This is a genomic window from Roseovarius aestuariivivens, assembly GCF_004761875.1.
In the GTDB taxonomy this organism is placed as follows: domain Bacteria; phylum Pseudomonadota; class Alphaproteobacteria; order Rhodobacterales; family Rhodobacteraceae; genus Roseovarius; species Roseovarius aestuariivivens.
Map to the genome: position 1 here is coordinate 1 of NZ_SJEY01000011.1, position 13,883 is coordinate 13,883.

Sequence of the window (13,883 nt, forward strand, 5' to 3'; positions counted from 1 at the left end):
GTACTCGTCCGAGCCGGGCCCGCCGCTGTAAAGATCAAGCCCAGCCCCGCCATCAAGCCGGTCATCCCCGCCTCCGCCCACAAGCGTGTCGTTGCCGGCTCCGCCAAACAAGACATCCCGGGCCTCGCCGCCGGTGATGCGATCGGCGGCGAGGCTGCCCGAGGAGGCGGCCGCCATGACCTCGGTCTGTTCCGGCCACACGGGCAGAAAGCGGTCGCCGTCCAGAAACCCGGCGGACAGGACCTCGTCGGCTGTCAGCGCATCGCCCGAGGCGCTCTGGACCCGCAGCACTTCGTTACGAAAGGCGATCTCGATCCTGTCGGGCCGGGCGTGGAAGGTCAACTGCCCGGCGTTGCGCAAAAACGTCCAGCCCGACAGGTCCAGCCGGTCGAGCCCGGGCTGGAAATCGGTGATGACGTCAGTCGCGCCATCCGCGGCGAAAACGAAGACATCCGCCCCGGCGCCGCCCGCAAGCGTATCCGCCCCGGCGCCGTCGGTCAGCACGTCGCCACCGGCGCCGGATATCAGCCGTTCGGACGCCGCGCCACCCGCGAGAATATCGTTGCGCGCGCTGCCCCGCAGCGCGCCGGAAGCGTCCGGGACCGTCACGACGACGCCGGCGGAACCCGGATTTGCTAGCAGCCAGGTCAGGCCCGGCTCTGTCGCGCTGGCCACTGCGAGGCCCAGCGCGCCGTCTACATCGCCGGCGGCCAGAGCCGAGGCATCGGCAAGGCCGGTGTCGGTCGTGTCGGCGAGCGTCGAGACATGCAAAAGCCGCCCCCCGGGCAGAAGTTGCAAAACGCTGACGCCGTCCTCATCCCCAGATGCGACGACATAGGCGGCATCGCCCACCTTGGCGACCTCTAACTGGCTGACCTGGCCGAAGCGCGTTCCGGGACCGTCGAGCAGGTGATCGACCGGGTCCAGCCGCCCGGTGTCGGTCACCCGGAACACGCTCAGCGAACTGCTGTCGCGGGCGGCGACGATGGCATAGGTCTCGCCCGCCATATCTATTGTGCGCAGCTCGACCGGCTGGCCAATGCCAAGCCCGTCGTCCTGTCGGTGGCGTCCCGCAAGGCTGAGCGAGCCATCGGACGACACGGCAAAGGAGGACAGGATATCGTCGCCGTCCGAGAGCGCGAGCACGAAGCTGCGCCCGCCGGCCTGCGCCTGACCGAGGGCGATGAGCGTATCCCCGGCGTCGGAAAGTCCCGCGGGCTGCGCGGCGAGGGCCGTCAGACGCCCGTCGGACGCGATCTGCCAGCGCTGAATCTGGGTCGCGGCAGCTGTGATGCCGAGAAGCTCGGACCCTGCGTCGGTATGACGGATCACGGTGTCGGTCAGGTCTTCGGGCAGGGCCGCGCCGGGCAGGGCCTGCCCGGCTGTCGCGAACCGGCCCTGCCCGTCTAACGCGTGCAGCCAGAGGCCCGCCTTGTTGATGCCTGTCACGCCCAGCGCCAGCGTGTCGCCGAGCCTGTCCAGCACGAGTTCGCTGGTCTGTCCGATCTGGATGGATCCCGGCAGTGTGATCGCGTCGACCCAAGTGAGCGCCGTTTCGGTGACGTGATAGGCGGACAGGCCGCCACCCTCGCCCCGCGTCGTGCCATAGAGCACGGGAATATCCCCCGAAACGTGAAGTTCGAGATCGCTCAGTCCGGTCAGCCGGAGGTCATCGGCCGCGTTCAGCCAGAGCGGCCGCGCCCATGTCACCTGCACCATGCCCACACTCCTTTCCCACGCGGGGAAAGATGCAGAAGGGCCGTGATCGGGATGGTGAGACTTTGTGGCGGAACCGGGGCTCTTGCCGAGATTTTATCTCAACTCTTTCCCGGATCCGCGCGGGGCATTGGCGCCGCTTAACAGGTCAGGCGCGACCGCTGGCCAGCGCCTGGAGATATTTGCCGTAAGCGTTCTTGGAGAATTTCTCGGACCGCCGCAGCATCTCTTCCTGGTCGATCCAGTGCATCTGAAAGGCGACTTCGTCCGGGCTGCCGACCTGCTGGCCCTGCCGTTCGGTCAGGGTGCGCACGAAATTTCCGGCATCCAGAAGCGAGCCGTGCGTGCCGGTGTCGAGCCACGCATAGCCCCGGCCCATACGCTTAACGCTGAGCAGACCGTCTTCGAGGTAGCTTTCCAGAAGCGTGGTGATCTCGAGCTCGCCGCGATCGGACGGTGCGACGAGCTTGGCCCGCTCGGGCGCGGAGCCGTCGAGAAAGTAAAGCCCGGTGACGGCGTAGTTCGACGGTGGGACCTCGGGTTTCTCGATGATCTGCGTCACGTTGCCGGCGGCGTCGAAAGCGACCACGCCATAGCGTTCGGGGTCGGCGACATGATAGCCGAACACGGTGCCGCCACCAGTTTGCCGGTCGGCCTCTTCCAGCATGCGGGGCAGGCCGTGGCCGTAAAAGATGTTGTCGCCCAGCACCATCGCCGAAGGCGCTCCGGCAAGATAGTCTTCGGCTAGGATATAGGCCTGGGCCAGCCCGTCCGGCGAGGGCTGCACGATATAGGTGAGCGAAATGCCCCACTGGCTGCCATCGCCCAGCGTGCGCTGGAACTGCGCCTGATCCTCGGGCGTTGTAATCATCGCGATCTCGCGGATCCCCGCGAGCATGAGCACCGAGAGCGGGTAGTAGATCATCGGCTTGTCATAGACCGGCAGAAGCTGTTTCGAGACACCCTGCGTGATCGGGTAGAGCCGCGTGCCCGAGCCACCGGCCAGGATGATGCCTTTGCGTTGTGTCATGCTTTCAATGCTCCAAGATCTGCAAGAATTTTGGCGAGGCCCACGCGCCAGTCGGGCCGCGCAAGGCCGAATGCCGTCTCCAGCCCGGTATTGTCCATACGCGAATTGAGCGGACGCGCCGCCGGGGTGGGAAAATCGGTGGTTAGGATATCCACCACCTCGGGAGAAAGACCGGCCTGCGCGAAGATTTCACGCGCGAAATCCGCCCAACTGACATCCGGCGCGCCGGAGAGGTGATAGGTGCCGGATTTTTCCGGCGTATCGCGCAGCTGTGCCGCGATTGCCAGGCAGGTCGCCGCGATATCGGCGGCGCAGGTCGGCCCGCCGATCTGGTCGGCCACGATGGTCAGCCGGTCGCGTTCCGCCCCAAGCCGCAGCATGGTCTTGACGAAATTGTTGCCATGCGCCGAGACGACCCAGGACGTGCGCAGGATGGCGTGCACACCGCCGGCGGCGCGCACGGCCTCTTCGCCCGCGAGCTTGGAGCGGCCATACGCATTTTGCGGCGCAACCGGATCGGACGGCCGCCACGGCAGAGTGCCGTCGCCGGCAAAGACGTAATCGGTGGAAATATGCAAAAATGGAATGGCCTTGGCGGCACAGGCCCGGGCCATGGCGCCGGGCGCGTCGCCGTTGATCACCGTCGCCTCTTCCTCGTGGTCTTCGGCCCTGTCGACGGCTGTCCAGGCGGCGGCGTTGATCACCATGTCGGCGTCGCTGTCGGCGATGCGCGCCGCGCAGGCCGCGGGATCCGACAGATCGGCGGTGTCCCGACCCAGCGCGGTGACACGCGCCTGGGCCTGCAATTCGGTGGCCACCTGGCCGGTCTGGCCGAAGACCAGCACGGTCGGCTCAGTATCTGGTCGGGGCGTCGCGGTCATAGCCGAACCTTTCATAGTCTTTTTTGTACATGTCATAGATGCGGGCGCGATCCGCCTCACCCACGCGAAACGCAGCTTCCGGCATTTCCTTTGCGGCGAAGCGCAGGCTGCGGGCCTGCTTGAGAGGTATCTGACGCGGGCCGTCGGACTGTCCCAGTTGCGCATCGAGCCACGGGACCAGCGTTTCAAGACCGTCCTCCAGCCGGAAGACCTTTGCCAGCCCCGCCTTCTGCGGGATGAAGTCGCTGATCGGGCGCACGTGATTGTCGTAGGCGAATGGACTGCGCGCGCGCAGCGTCTCGACGCGGTCCAACCATTCGGAAAAGGAGGTGCCGGGGTCGATCTCGCGCTCGACCTCGAGCTTGAAAAGATAGACCGAGGCCAGACGGTCGACCGGGTGCCGGGTGATCCCGAAGATGGCATCGAAGAGATGCAGCGGGAAGATACGCTTGAGCTGTTCCAGCGGGATGTGCTGCGGCGAGCTTTTGGACCACCGCTGACGCGCCGGTACGGAATAGAACTTGTTATCCAGGAACGCCAGGCGACCAAAGCGCGATTGCAGATAGGTCTCGACCGCGCTGCCCGCGCATTTCGGCACGTGGATAAAGTAGATCAGTCGGTTATGAGCGCGCAGGATCGGCATGGTCTACGGCATATCCTTCAACGTCGAACCGGCCCGGGGCGGCGATCACGCCTTGACCCCCAGGCGTTCACCGACACCGTGGCGCGCCTGTAGCGGACGCCACCAGGCTTCGTTGTCGAGATACCATTGCACAGTACGCTCCAGCCCCTCTTCCACCGTCACCGAGGGTCGCCAGCCCAGCTCGGTGCGGATGCGGCTGGGATCGATGGCGTACCGCGCGTCATGGCCGGGGCGGTCCGTCACGAAGGTGATCTGATCGGCGTATGAACCGTTGGGCTTGGGACGTTTCAGATCGAGAATCCGGCACAGGGTCTGCACCAGTTCGAGATTGGTGCGCTCGTTTTCGCCGCCGATATTGTAGCTGCGGCCCAGTTCACCCTTCTGGACCACGAGCAGAAGCGCGTCGGCGTGATCCTCGACGTAAAGCCAGTCGCGGATGTTGTCGCCCTTGCCATAGATCGGCAGCGGCTTGCCGGCCAGTGCATTGAGGATGACCACGGGGATCAGTTTTTCCGGGAAGTGGTAGGGCCCGTAATTATTCGAGCAATTGGTCAGCACGACCGGCAGTCCGTAGGTTTCGTGCCAGGCGCGCACGAGGTGATCAGAGGCGGCTTTCGAGGCGGAATAGGGACTGCGCGGGTCGTAGGGCGTTTCTTCCGTGAATTTCACCTCCGGGTCGGGCGGCAGGCTGCCGTAGACCTCGTCGGTCGAGATATGGTGAAACCGGAACGTGCCGGGCTTGCCCTGCGCCGCCCAGTATCCGCGCGCGGCCTCGAGCATGTTGTAGGTGCCGGTGATGTTGGTTTCGATGAAATCGCCGGGCCCGTCGATCGAGCGATCCACATGGCTTTCGGCGGCGAGATGCATGACGGCGTCGGGCGCGTGCGCCTCGAAAACCCGGTCAAGCGCCGCGCGGTCGCGGATATCGACATGTTCGAAGGCGTACCCGGGCGTCTCGGCCACCTCGGCCACGTTCTCGAGACAGGCGGCATAGGTCAGGGCATCCACGTTGACCACGCTGTGACCCTGCGCGATGGCGCGCCGCACCACGGCCGATCCGATGAATCCGGCCCCGCCGGTGACCAGCAGTTTCATGCCGTGCCCTCCAGCGTGAAGGGGCTGTCATACCCGGCGATGCCCGGCGCGGCGGCGTCCTTGTCCGAGATCACCGGTGTGATGCCCGAGAGCGGCCACTCGATCCCGATATCGGGATCGTCCCAGCGCAGGGCGCCCTCGGTTTCGGGGGCGTAATAGTCGCTGCATTTATAGATGATCTCGGTGTCGGGCATGAGGGTCATGAAGCCATGCGCGAAGCCGGCCGGAACCAGAAGTTGCCGCCCGTTGTCGAAGCTGAGTTCGTAGCCGACCCACTGCCCGTAGGTCGGACTGCCCTTGCGAATGTCAACGGCTACGTCGAACAGGCTTCCCTTGCCGCACCGCACCAGCTTGTCCTGGGCGTGGGGCGGGGCCTGAAAATGCAGGCCACGCACCGTCCCCTGCGTGGAGGACAGCGAATGATTGTCCTGCACGAACTCAATATCGATGCCCGCGTCCGCCAGTTTCGCGCGGCTGTAGCTTTCGGAGAAAAAGCCCCGATGGTCGCCGAAACGCGGCGGAGTGATCAGTTTGACGCCATCGAGCGGGGTGTCTTCAACCTGCATGGGAATGCCTTGGCTTTCTCAAAAAACATCGGGACCGGTCAGTCGGGATGCTCTTAGCATCGGTCCACACCGGTGTCACGCCTTGCAGGCGCAGTGTTCCGCCGCGAGTCGGAAAGGCGCGGCTGTCGGGTCGGAGTGGCGGGGTGTTGCGCGTCGCGCGGGGCCGGCGGACGGTCGTCTCAAGTCCGGTTAACCCTCAATCCGTAGCGTGGCCCGAAGTGATAACTCACCGGGAGGCCCCGCCGATGTCCGACACTTCACCCGTTCTGTCGCTGCCGCTGATACAGCCATCGCAGGCGCAGAAGCACGTGACCCACAATGAGGCGCTGCTGCTGCTCGACGCGGCAGTGCAACTGGCCGTGGCGGACCGGGACCGAACCTCACCGCCGGCGCTGCCGGAAGCCGGTCAGCGCCACATCGTGGCCCCCGGGGCCACGGCAGAATGGGCCGGACAGGATGGTTTACTTGCGCTTTGGGATGGCGGCGCGTGGCGCTTCGTGACACCGCTTGTGGGCTGGCGGGCCGAGGTTCTGTCCTAGAGTGTTGCCGTTCTGTTCGACGGGGCCGAATGGCAGGAACGGCAGATGGATCTCGACAACCTCGACGGGGTCGGGATCGGGGCCGCGTCTGACGCCGTCAACCGGCTGGCGGTGGCGTCCGACGCATCGCTGTTCAGTCATGCCGGGTCGGGACACCAGATCAAGATCAACAAGGCGGCAAGCGGCGACACGGCCGCGCTGCTCTACCAGTCGGGCTGGTCGGGCCGGGCCGAAATGGGCCTGAACGGATCGGACCAGTGGTCCATCAAGGTCAGCCCCGATGGCGCGGCATGGACGACCGCGCTTGCGCTTGATCCTGACACCGGTCTGGCCAGCGGCGCCGCCGTTCAAAGCGATCCGGAAGACGCGACGCCCGGACGGGTGATGACGGTGGGCGCCTTCGGGCTTGGCGATGCGCCGCTTGACGCCGGCGCGAAACCCGCCTTTTCCGAATATGGCACTGTCACGGGGTTCGTGCAGGCCGGGTCGGCCACGGGTGGCGCGGCGGACAGACCGGTGCCGGCGCAGGATCACTGGGGCTGGACCGCCAACGCCGATGCGCAGAACGGCGCGCAATTCCTGATCGAAGGGTCCAACCGGGCCTTTCTGCGGACCAAGACCGATGGCAGTGGCGGGGCCTATTCCGACTGGGTCGAGTTCTGCACGCGCGCCGATATTCTGGGCGTGGTCGGTCAGGCAGGGGGCGTGCCGACAGGGGCGATCATGGAATCCGGATCGAACACCAACGGCGAATACGTGCGGTTCGCGGACGGCACGCAGCTCGTGAAAATCGTCGAGCCGTCGTCGAACGGGCTTAACGCGACATCGGGGCTTGGCAGTCTTTTCGTGTCCAGCGCGCCCTATGACTGGGTTTTCCCGGCAGCCTTTCAAGCCGCGCCGACAGTCTTTGGCTGCGTGCGATCCAGTGATCCTTGCTGGATCTCCGCCCGGCCGGTCAGCCCGCTGGCGGCGGAAGCCCGGCTGATCTCGCCCACGACGCTGGGCACGCGCGGCTTTGATCTTGTCGCGTTCGGACGCTGGTTCTGAGGAAAGGAAGCCCCATGATCCTGAATTTCACACCACAGCGCGGCGATCACGATCTTTCTGTCGAGCGTCACGGCGATCGCCTTGTCCTGAACGGTCAGGAGATCGACCTGTCCGATCTGGCCGAGGGCGAGACGCGCAGCGCCGAAGAGATTGGCAACGCGTGGATCGCCGGCCGGGTGCAGCGGCAGAACGGGCAGCTGACGCTGACGCTGATCGTGCCGCATGGCGCAGGCGACCCGGTCGCGGATGCGCCGCCCGCGCCCCTTCAGGTGGCGCAGGATGGTCTCGTGCCGCTGCCTGCAAAACAGAGCCGGCCCGGGTCATACGCCGCCGCCCGCGCAGCCGCGAAAAGCCGGGCCGGATCGGTCAGTCCTTGCCGAAAAGATCGCGGGTGAAGACCTTGTCGGTGACATCCGCCAGTTCATCAGTGTGGCGGTTGGCGATGATCACGTCGGCACGGTCTTTGAAGGCGTCCAGGTCATGGGTGACCTCGGAGCCGAAAAAGTTGTCGTCGTGCAGGGCCGGCTCGAACACTAGCACCTCGATGCCCTTGGCCTTGATGCGCTTCATGATGCCCTGGATCGAGCTTTGCCGGAAATTATCCGAGCCTTGCTTCATCACCAGCCGGAAGATGCCGACGCATTTCGGGGCTTGCCGGATGATCACCTCGGAGATGAAATCCTTGCGCGTGCGGTTGGCATCGACGATGGCGCGGATGAGGTTCTGCGGCACCTCAGAATAGTTCGCCAGAAGCTGCTTTGTGTCCTTGGGCAGACAATAGCCGCCATAGCCGAAGGACGGGTTGTTGTAGTGGCTGCCGATGCGCGGATCGAGGCAGACGCCGTTGATGATTTGCCGGCTGTCGAGCCCGTGCGCCAGCGCATAGCTGTCGAGTTCGTTGAAATAGGCCACGCGCATCGCGAGATAGGTGTTGGCAAACAGCTTGATCGCCTCGGCCTCGGACGGGCTGGTGAAGAGCATTGGAACGTCCTCGGCCAGCGCGCCGTCCTTCAAGAGGTTTGCGAATTCGCGGGCCCGGTCGCTGTCTTCTCCGACGATGATCCGCGAGGGGTAGAGGTTGTCATAGAGCGCCTTGCCCTCGCGCAGGAATTCCGGGCTGAAGAGAATCTTGTCGCTGCGAATCTTGCTGCGCATGGCCTGGACGTAGCCCACCGGCACGGTCGACTTGATGACGATCACGGCCTCTGGCGCGATCCGCGACACGGTTTCGATCACGTGTTCGACCGAAGAGGTATCGAAGAAATTGGTTTCGGGATCGTAGTTGGTGGGTGTCGCCACCACCACGTAGTCGGCGCCTCGAAAGGCCTCGGCCGGGTCGGTGGTGGCGGTCAGATCAAGGGTCGCGGTGGCCAGATACTCTTCCAGCATGTCGTCGACGATCGGGCACTTGCGATCATTCAGCATGCGCACCCGGTCTTCGCTGACGTCCAGCGCGCGCACGCTGTTGTTCTGCGCCAGAAGTACGGCGTTCGACAGACCGACATACCCGATCCCGGCGACGGCAATCTTTCTTCCAGACATGATCTGCCCTCTATTCAGCGTAATCAAATGCGTCCGAGCCGATACCCCAGTCAGGCGGCTTGTTCCACAATGAAAAGGGTGGGATCAAGAGGCCAGACGCCGGCGCGCGGCGATCCGGTCGACCATCATGACGATTTCGGATGCCCGGTGATCAAAGGTGTGGGCCGCCATGACGATGTCATGGGCGCGCCGGGCCTTTTCGAGGAAGGGAGCGGGATCGGCCATGCATTGCGCGACGATGGCGGCGAAGTGTTCGGCATCGCCCGCCTCAGAAATCGCGTCGCCGAAAACATCGGCCAGCCCCGCGACCGGATCGGTCAGGATCGGTGTCGCCACGCCCGAGCCGTCGAAGAGCCGATTCGACAGGAACCCGTTGTCGCGCATGCTGTCCCAGTGGTCGTTCAGCAAGAGAAGATGACCGCGATAGAAATCAGGCAGATCGGCATTGGCGATCGACGTGCCGCGCACCATGCCGGGTGGCAAGATGCCCTCCCAGCCGCCGCCGTAGAGCGCCAGAGGCAGATCGCGTTCGATGCACCAGCGCACCATGGTGCGATATTCGCGCCGCGAATTGCCGACGAAGAGACAGGTCGGATCGCGCTCGGCCTCCGGATCGGGAAAGAACAGGCTCGAATCCGTCGCCTGATGCAGCACGCTGACCGATGGCAAGCCGCGCGCGCGCAGTTCGGCCGCGTAGATGTCAGAGGCGACGAACACGTGATCGTAATCGTCGTACTCGTCTTCCGGAATGCGGTCGGGATGCGAGATGATCCACATCAGGTTGATCTTTTCAGGATCGGTCTTGACCCGGTGGCGCCCGCGGATCGTCAACACCACGTCTTCCTGCGCCGCCTGTTTGTACCAGACATCGGCCGTGTCGACGCTGGCCTGCAGACCCTGGCCCTGGAACGAGGCGGTGAGCGAATTGGCGAAGTGGTAGTCGCCCCACATCGGCGCCTCTTTGAGGTTGGGCGTCGAGATCTTGATGCGAATGCTCAGGTCGTGCAGCGGACGTGGAAGAACGCTTTGGCCTCGCCCGCCTTCTGCACCGGCGCGAGACGGCATGACGGTGATCCGCCCACCATCGAGCCGGTAATCCGATCCCGCCACGCCCAGCGTCACGGCGACCGGGGCCGGTGCGCCGGTGATGTCGGGCGGCAGGCGCAGGACGAAGCGGCCACCCTCGGCGGCGCGGGCCGAAGCGACGGCGACGGTCCGGTTGCCACTGACCGCCACCACGGCGCAATCCGTGCCGGGCCTGCGCGTGTTGCGCGCCCAGCCCATGATCAGCCCCCCGCGCCTATCGACCACGCGCCCGGCCCAGCCGCCCGCCTGCACCGGCAGCGGCGCGCCGTCATCGGGCTGCAGGGTGAAGTCGCTTTCGGGGCGCGGTTCGATCAGGCGACGCCCGGTCCGGCCAATGGCGCTTAGCGTCGTGTCCTGGCCATCGGCGCAGACGACGCGAAGGCCCGGCCCCCCGCCGATCACGACGCCGTCATCCACCAAAGGCACCAAGGGGCGCTTATCCAAGAGCATCGATCACCTCCTGTTGCGGGTCCTCGTGCTGGATGCAGTAGAGCGCATGACACAGCCGTTGCTGAACCAGGTCGGGATGCCACGCGATGCTGTGCACGATCCGGCTGCGCTCGGCCAGCCGTTCCATTCCGGCGGCGTCCGACAGCAGCTTGCGCAGTTTCTCGGCAATCCATTTCGGCTCGTTGACCTGAATCTCATAAGCCGCGCGCGCCTCAATCCACTGGCGGGCAAAGCCGGTGGCGCGGGCGCGCCCCTTGTCATTGAGCACCGCCGCCGGCACACCACGCGCCTGCAGGGCATTCAGCAACCCGAGCGAGAAAGCGTCCAGTTCCGAAACCGGCGCAAGGCTCGCGGTGACGGAAACCTGGCCGACCGCCTCTGGCAGGCCGGTGCCGGGATCGATCGCGAGCGTGGTCTCGCCGCTTTTGTCGATCCGGAGCCAGCCGTGCCCCGCCCCGGGCGGCACCAGCAGGGTCAGGTCGCGCTTGAGCGCCTCACTACGCAGCTTGTCCTGAACTGCTGCGATTTCGGATTGCCGGCCTTCGGGCAAAAGCGCCAGAACGCAGAGATTCTCGGGTTCATGTGCGGGCTTGGGCAGGGAGATCGGCAGGGCACCCAGATCGTACTGAATCGCCGGCGCCGCCATCGCCTGCAATACGCTGCCCTCGCCGGAATTGCGCACCCGCCAGACCAGCGACGTGTCGAGGTCGGGCATGCTGCGCAGCTGGCTTGCGGACAACCCAATGGTCAGGATCGCGCGTCCTGTCAGAAGCCCGTCGAGCGCGCCCCCCAACCGGTGCGGCGCACGCTGCAAGGCTTCGGGGATGGCGTGGTGCTGGATCGCGGCGGGAAGGCTGCCGGGCGGCGGCGCGAGGTCCGGATCGCCGCCCAGCTCGACCAGATCGATATCGGCCACCGGGGCGATCAGATGCGCCAGAGCGCGCGTCACCGCAAGGTCGCGCAGGCTGGGCCTTTGGCCTTCCGGTCCGCCGCACAGCAAGGTCACGCGGGCCCGCCCGGGCCAGTCGATGGTGAGCCTTTCATGCGCGCCGTCCAGCCGGGCCTGGGTCTTTTCGTTCACGGTGTTCTGGGCATCGCCGCCCATGAACAGGTGCGTCACCTGCCCCCAGGCCACGTTGCGGCGATAAAAGACACCGATCCGATTCACGTAGATCGGGCGGAACACCGATGTGTAGCGCAAGGACAGGTCCCAGTCCTGCAGGCGGGGCAAATTGCCGTCGAACCCGCCCAGCCAATCGTAGATCCGACGATGATGCACGATGGTGTTGAGATCCATGAAGTTCTTGGACGACAGCGGAATGGGCCGGAAATTGGGTCTCGGAATGGCCTGCAGGCTGACATGCGCGCCGCTGATCTCGGTGTCCAGATAGGCGCAATAGGCAATGGCGCGCCCGGGCTGCGCCAAGAGCTGGCGCAGCATCATATCCAGGAAGAGCGGGTGCCAGATATTATCGCTGTCCAAATAGGCGATGTATTCGCCCCGCGCATGGTGCAGGCCCTTGTTGCGCGCGCCCGCGCCGTTTGACTTGATGAAGCGCATGTAGCGGATGCGCGGATCGTCGAAGCCGCGCACGACCTCTGCCGTGCGGTCCTCTGAGGCGTCGTCGCAGACGATCAGTTCCCAGTTCGGATAGCTTTGGTCCAGCACGCTCTGGATCGCCTCGCCGATGGTGAAGGCGCGATTCCAGCTGGGCATTATGATGCTGACGAGCGGTTGGCGGGTCAGCGCCACCGCGGCGATGTCGCGGCGCATGCGGTAGTCATCGTCCGCGATCTCGGCGCGCTGCGCGTCGCTGAGTTGCAGCCGCGAGACCCACGCGGCATAGATCGCATCTGACGGAGACTGCGCCGCCACGGCGGGCGGCAGGCGCGTGGGCAGCGGTGCCGGTGCCGCAGGCGGGATGGCGTCTTCGAAAAGACTTTCCTCCGCTTCTTCCCGGCCCATGGCCAGGCTACGGGCGGTCGCCGGGTCCGTGCCGTTCAGCGTATCCAGCGCGCCACGGCCCAGCGCAAGTTCCACGGCGAAAGCGCAGGGCAGATCGCCCTTTTCGATGGCCCCGGCCAGCGCCGGATAGCGCTGCCGGGCCGTTGCCTCGTCGAACCACGGTCCGGGCCCCCTGCCGGCGCGTGCGCCGATGTCGCGGTAATGCGCCAGCAAGGCTGCGTCGTCTTCCAGCCCATAGGTGCCGGGATGCGCCCAGCGATACCAAAGCGGATCGAACCGGTCATCGGGATCCGCGCAGAATGTGTCGAACGCCGCGCGGGCGGCGGCGCACCCCGCCTCGGACAGCGCATCTGCGGGCAGATCCCGGGCGGGATCTTCGACGAAGTCGCCACCGGTGACGCGGAAGCGAGCCAGCAACGTGCCGTCCGGCAATGCCGCCACCAGCCACTGCGCCGCGTTCGGCACGGTGAGAATATAATCTGCCCCCCGGCGCTCGGTCTCGACAAGCGCCCCGTCTGCAAAGACTTGCAACGCGCCCTCGGGGGTAACCGGGCTGTCCTCGGTCTGGCGTAGCCTGAGGGTGATCCTTGATCCCTGCTGCGCCACCAGCTCCACTACCGGCAGCGCCCGGTCCAGCGCAAACTCGATCGGCGCGCCGTCCAGCATCGTGTCTGTCTCACCGAAACTGACATGGGCCACGTGTGGCTGGCCGTCGCGCAGGGTCTCGGGGATGGGCAGCAGAAATCCAGGCCGCAGACCGCTGCCAAAGCCCGGAACCACCCGATCAAGCGTCAGGGTCTGCGGCACGCCGCCGTCGAAATACACCGAAACGCTGGCGCAGCCGGTGGCCCAGCCACTGAGCGCGCCGCGCGCCCTGTCGAAAAAGACGAGACCCTGGCTAGGCCCGGCCTCGCCGGCGACATCGCCGGGCGTGGCTCCGGCGGTGCCGGCTTCGCCGTCGTCGCGGGCCGGGATCTTGAGCCGTCCACCCGACAGCAACGGCCCGTCACTGCCCAGTCGAAGTTCGACGACATGCGCGCGGCCGTCCCGCAGGCGTCGGGGCAGCGCGGTCTCGAACCCGCAGCGCAGCGGCCCAAGCCCGGCGGCCTGCACGTCTTCACGGGGAATATCGGCGACGACGTTCACCTCGGGCCGGCCATCCACATGCAGGCTGAGCAAGGCCGGCGACGCACGATCCGAAGGATCATAGGCCCAGCCGGCAACGCGGTAGGTGTCGAAATGATCGATATAGCCGGGGGTTCGCTTCGACCGGACCAGACGCGCCAGATGGAACAGGATGGATTTAAGCGACATGATTTTCG

Annotated in this window: 12 protein-coding genes; 3 read left to right on the forward strand and 9 right to left on the reverse strand. The window is 65.7% G+C overall.

Translation table 11 applies throughout. The features are described 5' to 3' along the window. From EZV60_RS19485 to rfbC, 6 genes are all read right to left on the reverse strand, one after another. A partial coding sequence (locus EZV60_RS19485; protein ID WP_135506794.1) for a M10 family metallopeptidase C-terminal domain-containing protein occupies positions 1 to 1,719 on the reverse strand: 1,719 nt, incomplete at its 3' end. A gap of 145 nt (positions 1,720 to 1,864) precedes the next feature. Beyond that, positions 1,865 to 2,746, reverse strand: coding sequence for a glucose-1-phosphate thymidylyltransferase RfbA (gene rfbA / locus EZV60_RS16090; RefSeq protein WP_135506638.1), 882 nt, complete (start codon positions 2,744 to 2,746; stop codon positions 1,865 to 1,867). Beyond that, entirely contained in the window at positions 2,743 to 3,627 is an 885-nt protein-coding gene (gene rfbD, locus EZV60_RS16095) for a dTDP-4-dehydrorhamnose reductase (RefSeq protein ID WP_135506639.1), read from the reverse strand. Before rfbD ends, rfbA begins: the two co-directional genes overlap by 4 nt. Next, positions 3,599 to 4,270 carry a sulfotransferase family 2 domain-containing protein gene (locus EZV60_RS16100; RefSeq protein ID WP_135506640.1) on the reverse strand — a complete coding sequence of 224 codons (672 nt, stop codon included), beginning with the start codon at positions 4,268 to 4,270 and terminating at the stop codon, positions 3,599 to 3,601. Before EZV60_RS16100 ends, rfbD begins: the two co-directional genes overlap by 29 nt. Positions 4,271 to 4,315: 45 nt before the next feature. Next, positions 4,316 to 5,365 carry a dTDP-glucose 4,6-dehydratase gene (rfbB, locus tag EZV60_RS16105; protein WP_135506641.1) on the reverse strand — a complete coding sequence of 350 codons (1,050 nt, stop codon included), beginning with the start codon at positions 5,363 to 5,365 and terminating at the stop codon, positions 4,316 to 4,318. Beyond that, positions 5,362 to 5,931 (reverse strand): dTDP-4-dehydrorhamnose 3,5-epimerase, encoded by a 570-nt coding sequence (gene rfbC / locus EZV60_RS16110; protein ID WP_135506642.1) that lies wholly within the window; start codon positions 5,929 to 5,931, stop codon positions 5,362 to 5,364. The genes rfbB and rfbC overlap by 4 nt, the downstream gene beginning before the upstream one ends. 245 nt (positions 5,932 to 6,176) lie before the next feature. Here rfbC and EZV60_RS16115 point away from each other — a divergent pair, with 245 nt between their 5' ends. Genes EZV60_RS16115 through EZV60_RS16125 form a run of 3 tightly spaced genes read left to right on the forward strand, consistent with a single transcriptional unit; the run spans position 6,177 to position 7,912 of the window. Beyond that, positions 6,177 to 6,470, forward strand: a complete 294-nt coding sequence (locus EZV60_RS16115; protein ID WP_135506643.1) for a DUF2793 domain-containing protein — start codon at positions 6,177 to 6,179, stop codon at positions 6,468 to 6,470. Positions 6,471 to 6,515: 45 nt separating this feature from the next. After that, positions 6,516 to 7,517 carry a hypothetical protein gene (locus EZV60_RS16120; protein WP_135506644.1) on the forward strand — a complete coding sequence of 334 codons (1,002 nt, stop codon included), beginning with the start codon at positions 6,516 to 6,518 and terminating at the stop codon, positions 7,515 to 7,517. A 14-nt stretch (positions 7,518 to 7,531) separates the two neighbouring features. Continuing rightward, positions 7,532 to 7,912 carry a hypothetical protein gene (locus EZV60_RS16125; RefSeq protein ID WP_135506645.1) on the forward strand — a complete coding sequence of 127 codons (381 nt, stop codon included), beginning with the start codon at positions 7,532 to 7,534 and terminating at the stop codon, positions 7,910 to 7,912. On the opposite strand, the gene EZV60_RS16130 is transcribed toward EZV60_RS16125, so the two are convergent. The 3 genes from EZV60_RS16130 to EZV60_RS16140 all read right to left on the reverse strand — a co-directional run bounded on the left by EZV60_RS16130 (position 7,884) and on the right by EZV60_RS16140 (position 13,875). Next, the gene (locus tag EZV60_RS16130) at positions 7,884 to 9,059 is read right to left on the reverse strand and encodes a nucleotide sugar dehydrogenase (RefSeq protein WP_135506646.1); all 1,176 of its coding nucleotides are present in this window, start codon (positions 9,057 to 9,059) and stop codon (positions 7,884 to 7,886) included. The genes EZV60_RS16125 and EZV60_RS16130 overlap by 29 nt on opposite strands. Before the next feature lie 84 nt (positions 9,060 to 9,143). Continuing rightward, a complete protein-coding gene (locus EZV60_RS16135; protein ID WP_135506647.1) occupies positions 9,144 to 10,595 on the reverse strand; it encodes a CgeB family protein in 1,452 nt (483 codons plus the stop codon). Further along, positions 10,582 to 13,875, reverse strand: coding sequence for a glycosyltransferase family 2 protein (locus EZV60_RS16140; protein WP_135506648.1), 3,294 nt, complete (start codon positions 13,873 to 13,875; stop codon positions 10,582 to 10,584). Before EZV60_RS16140 ends, EZV60_RS16135 begins: the two co-directional genes overlap by 14 nt. Between the last annotated feature and the right edge of the window lie 8 nt (positions 13,876 to 13,883).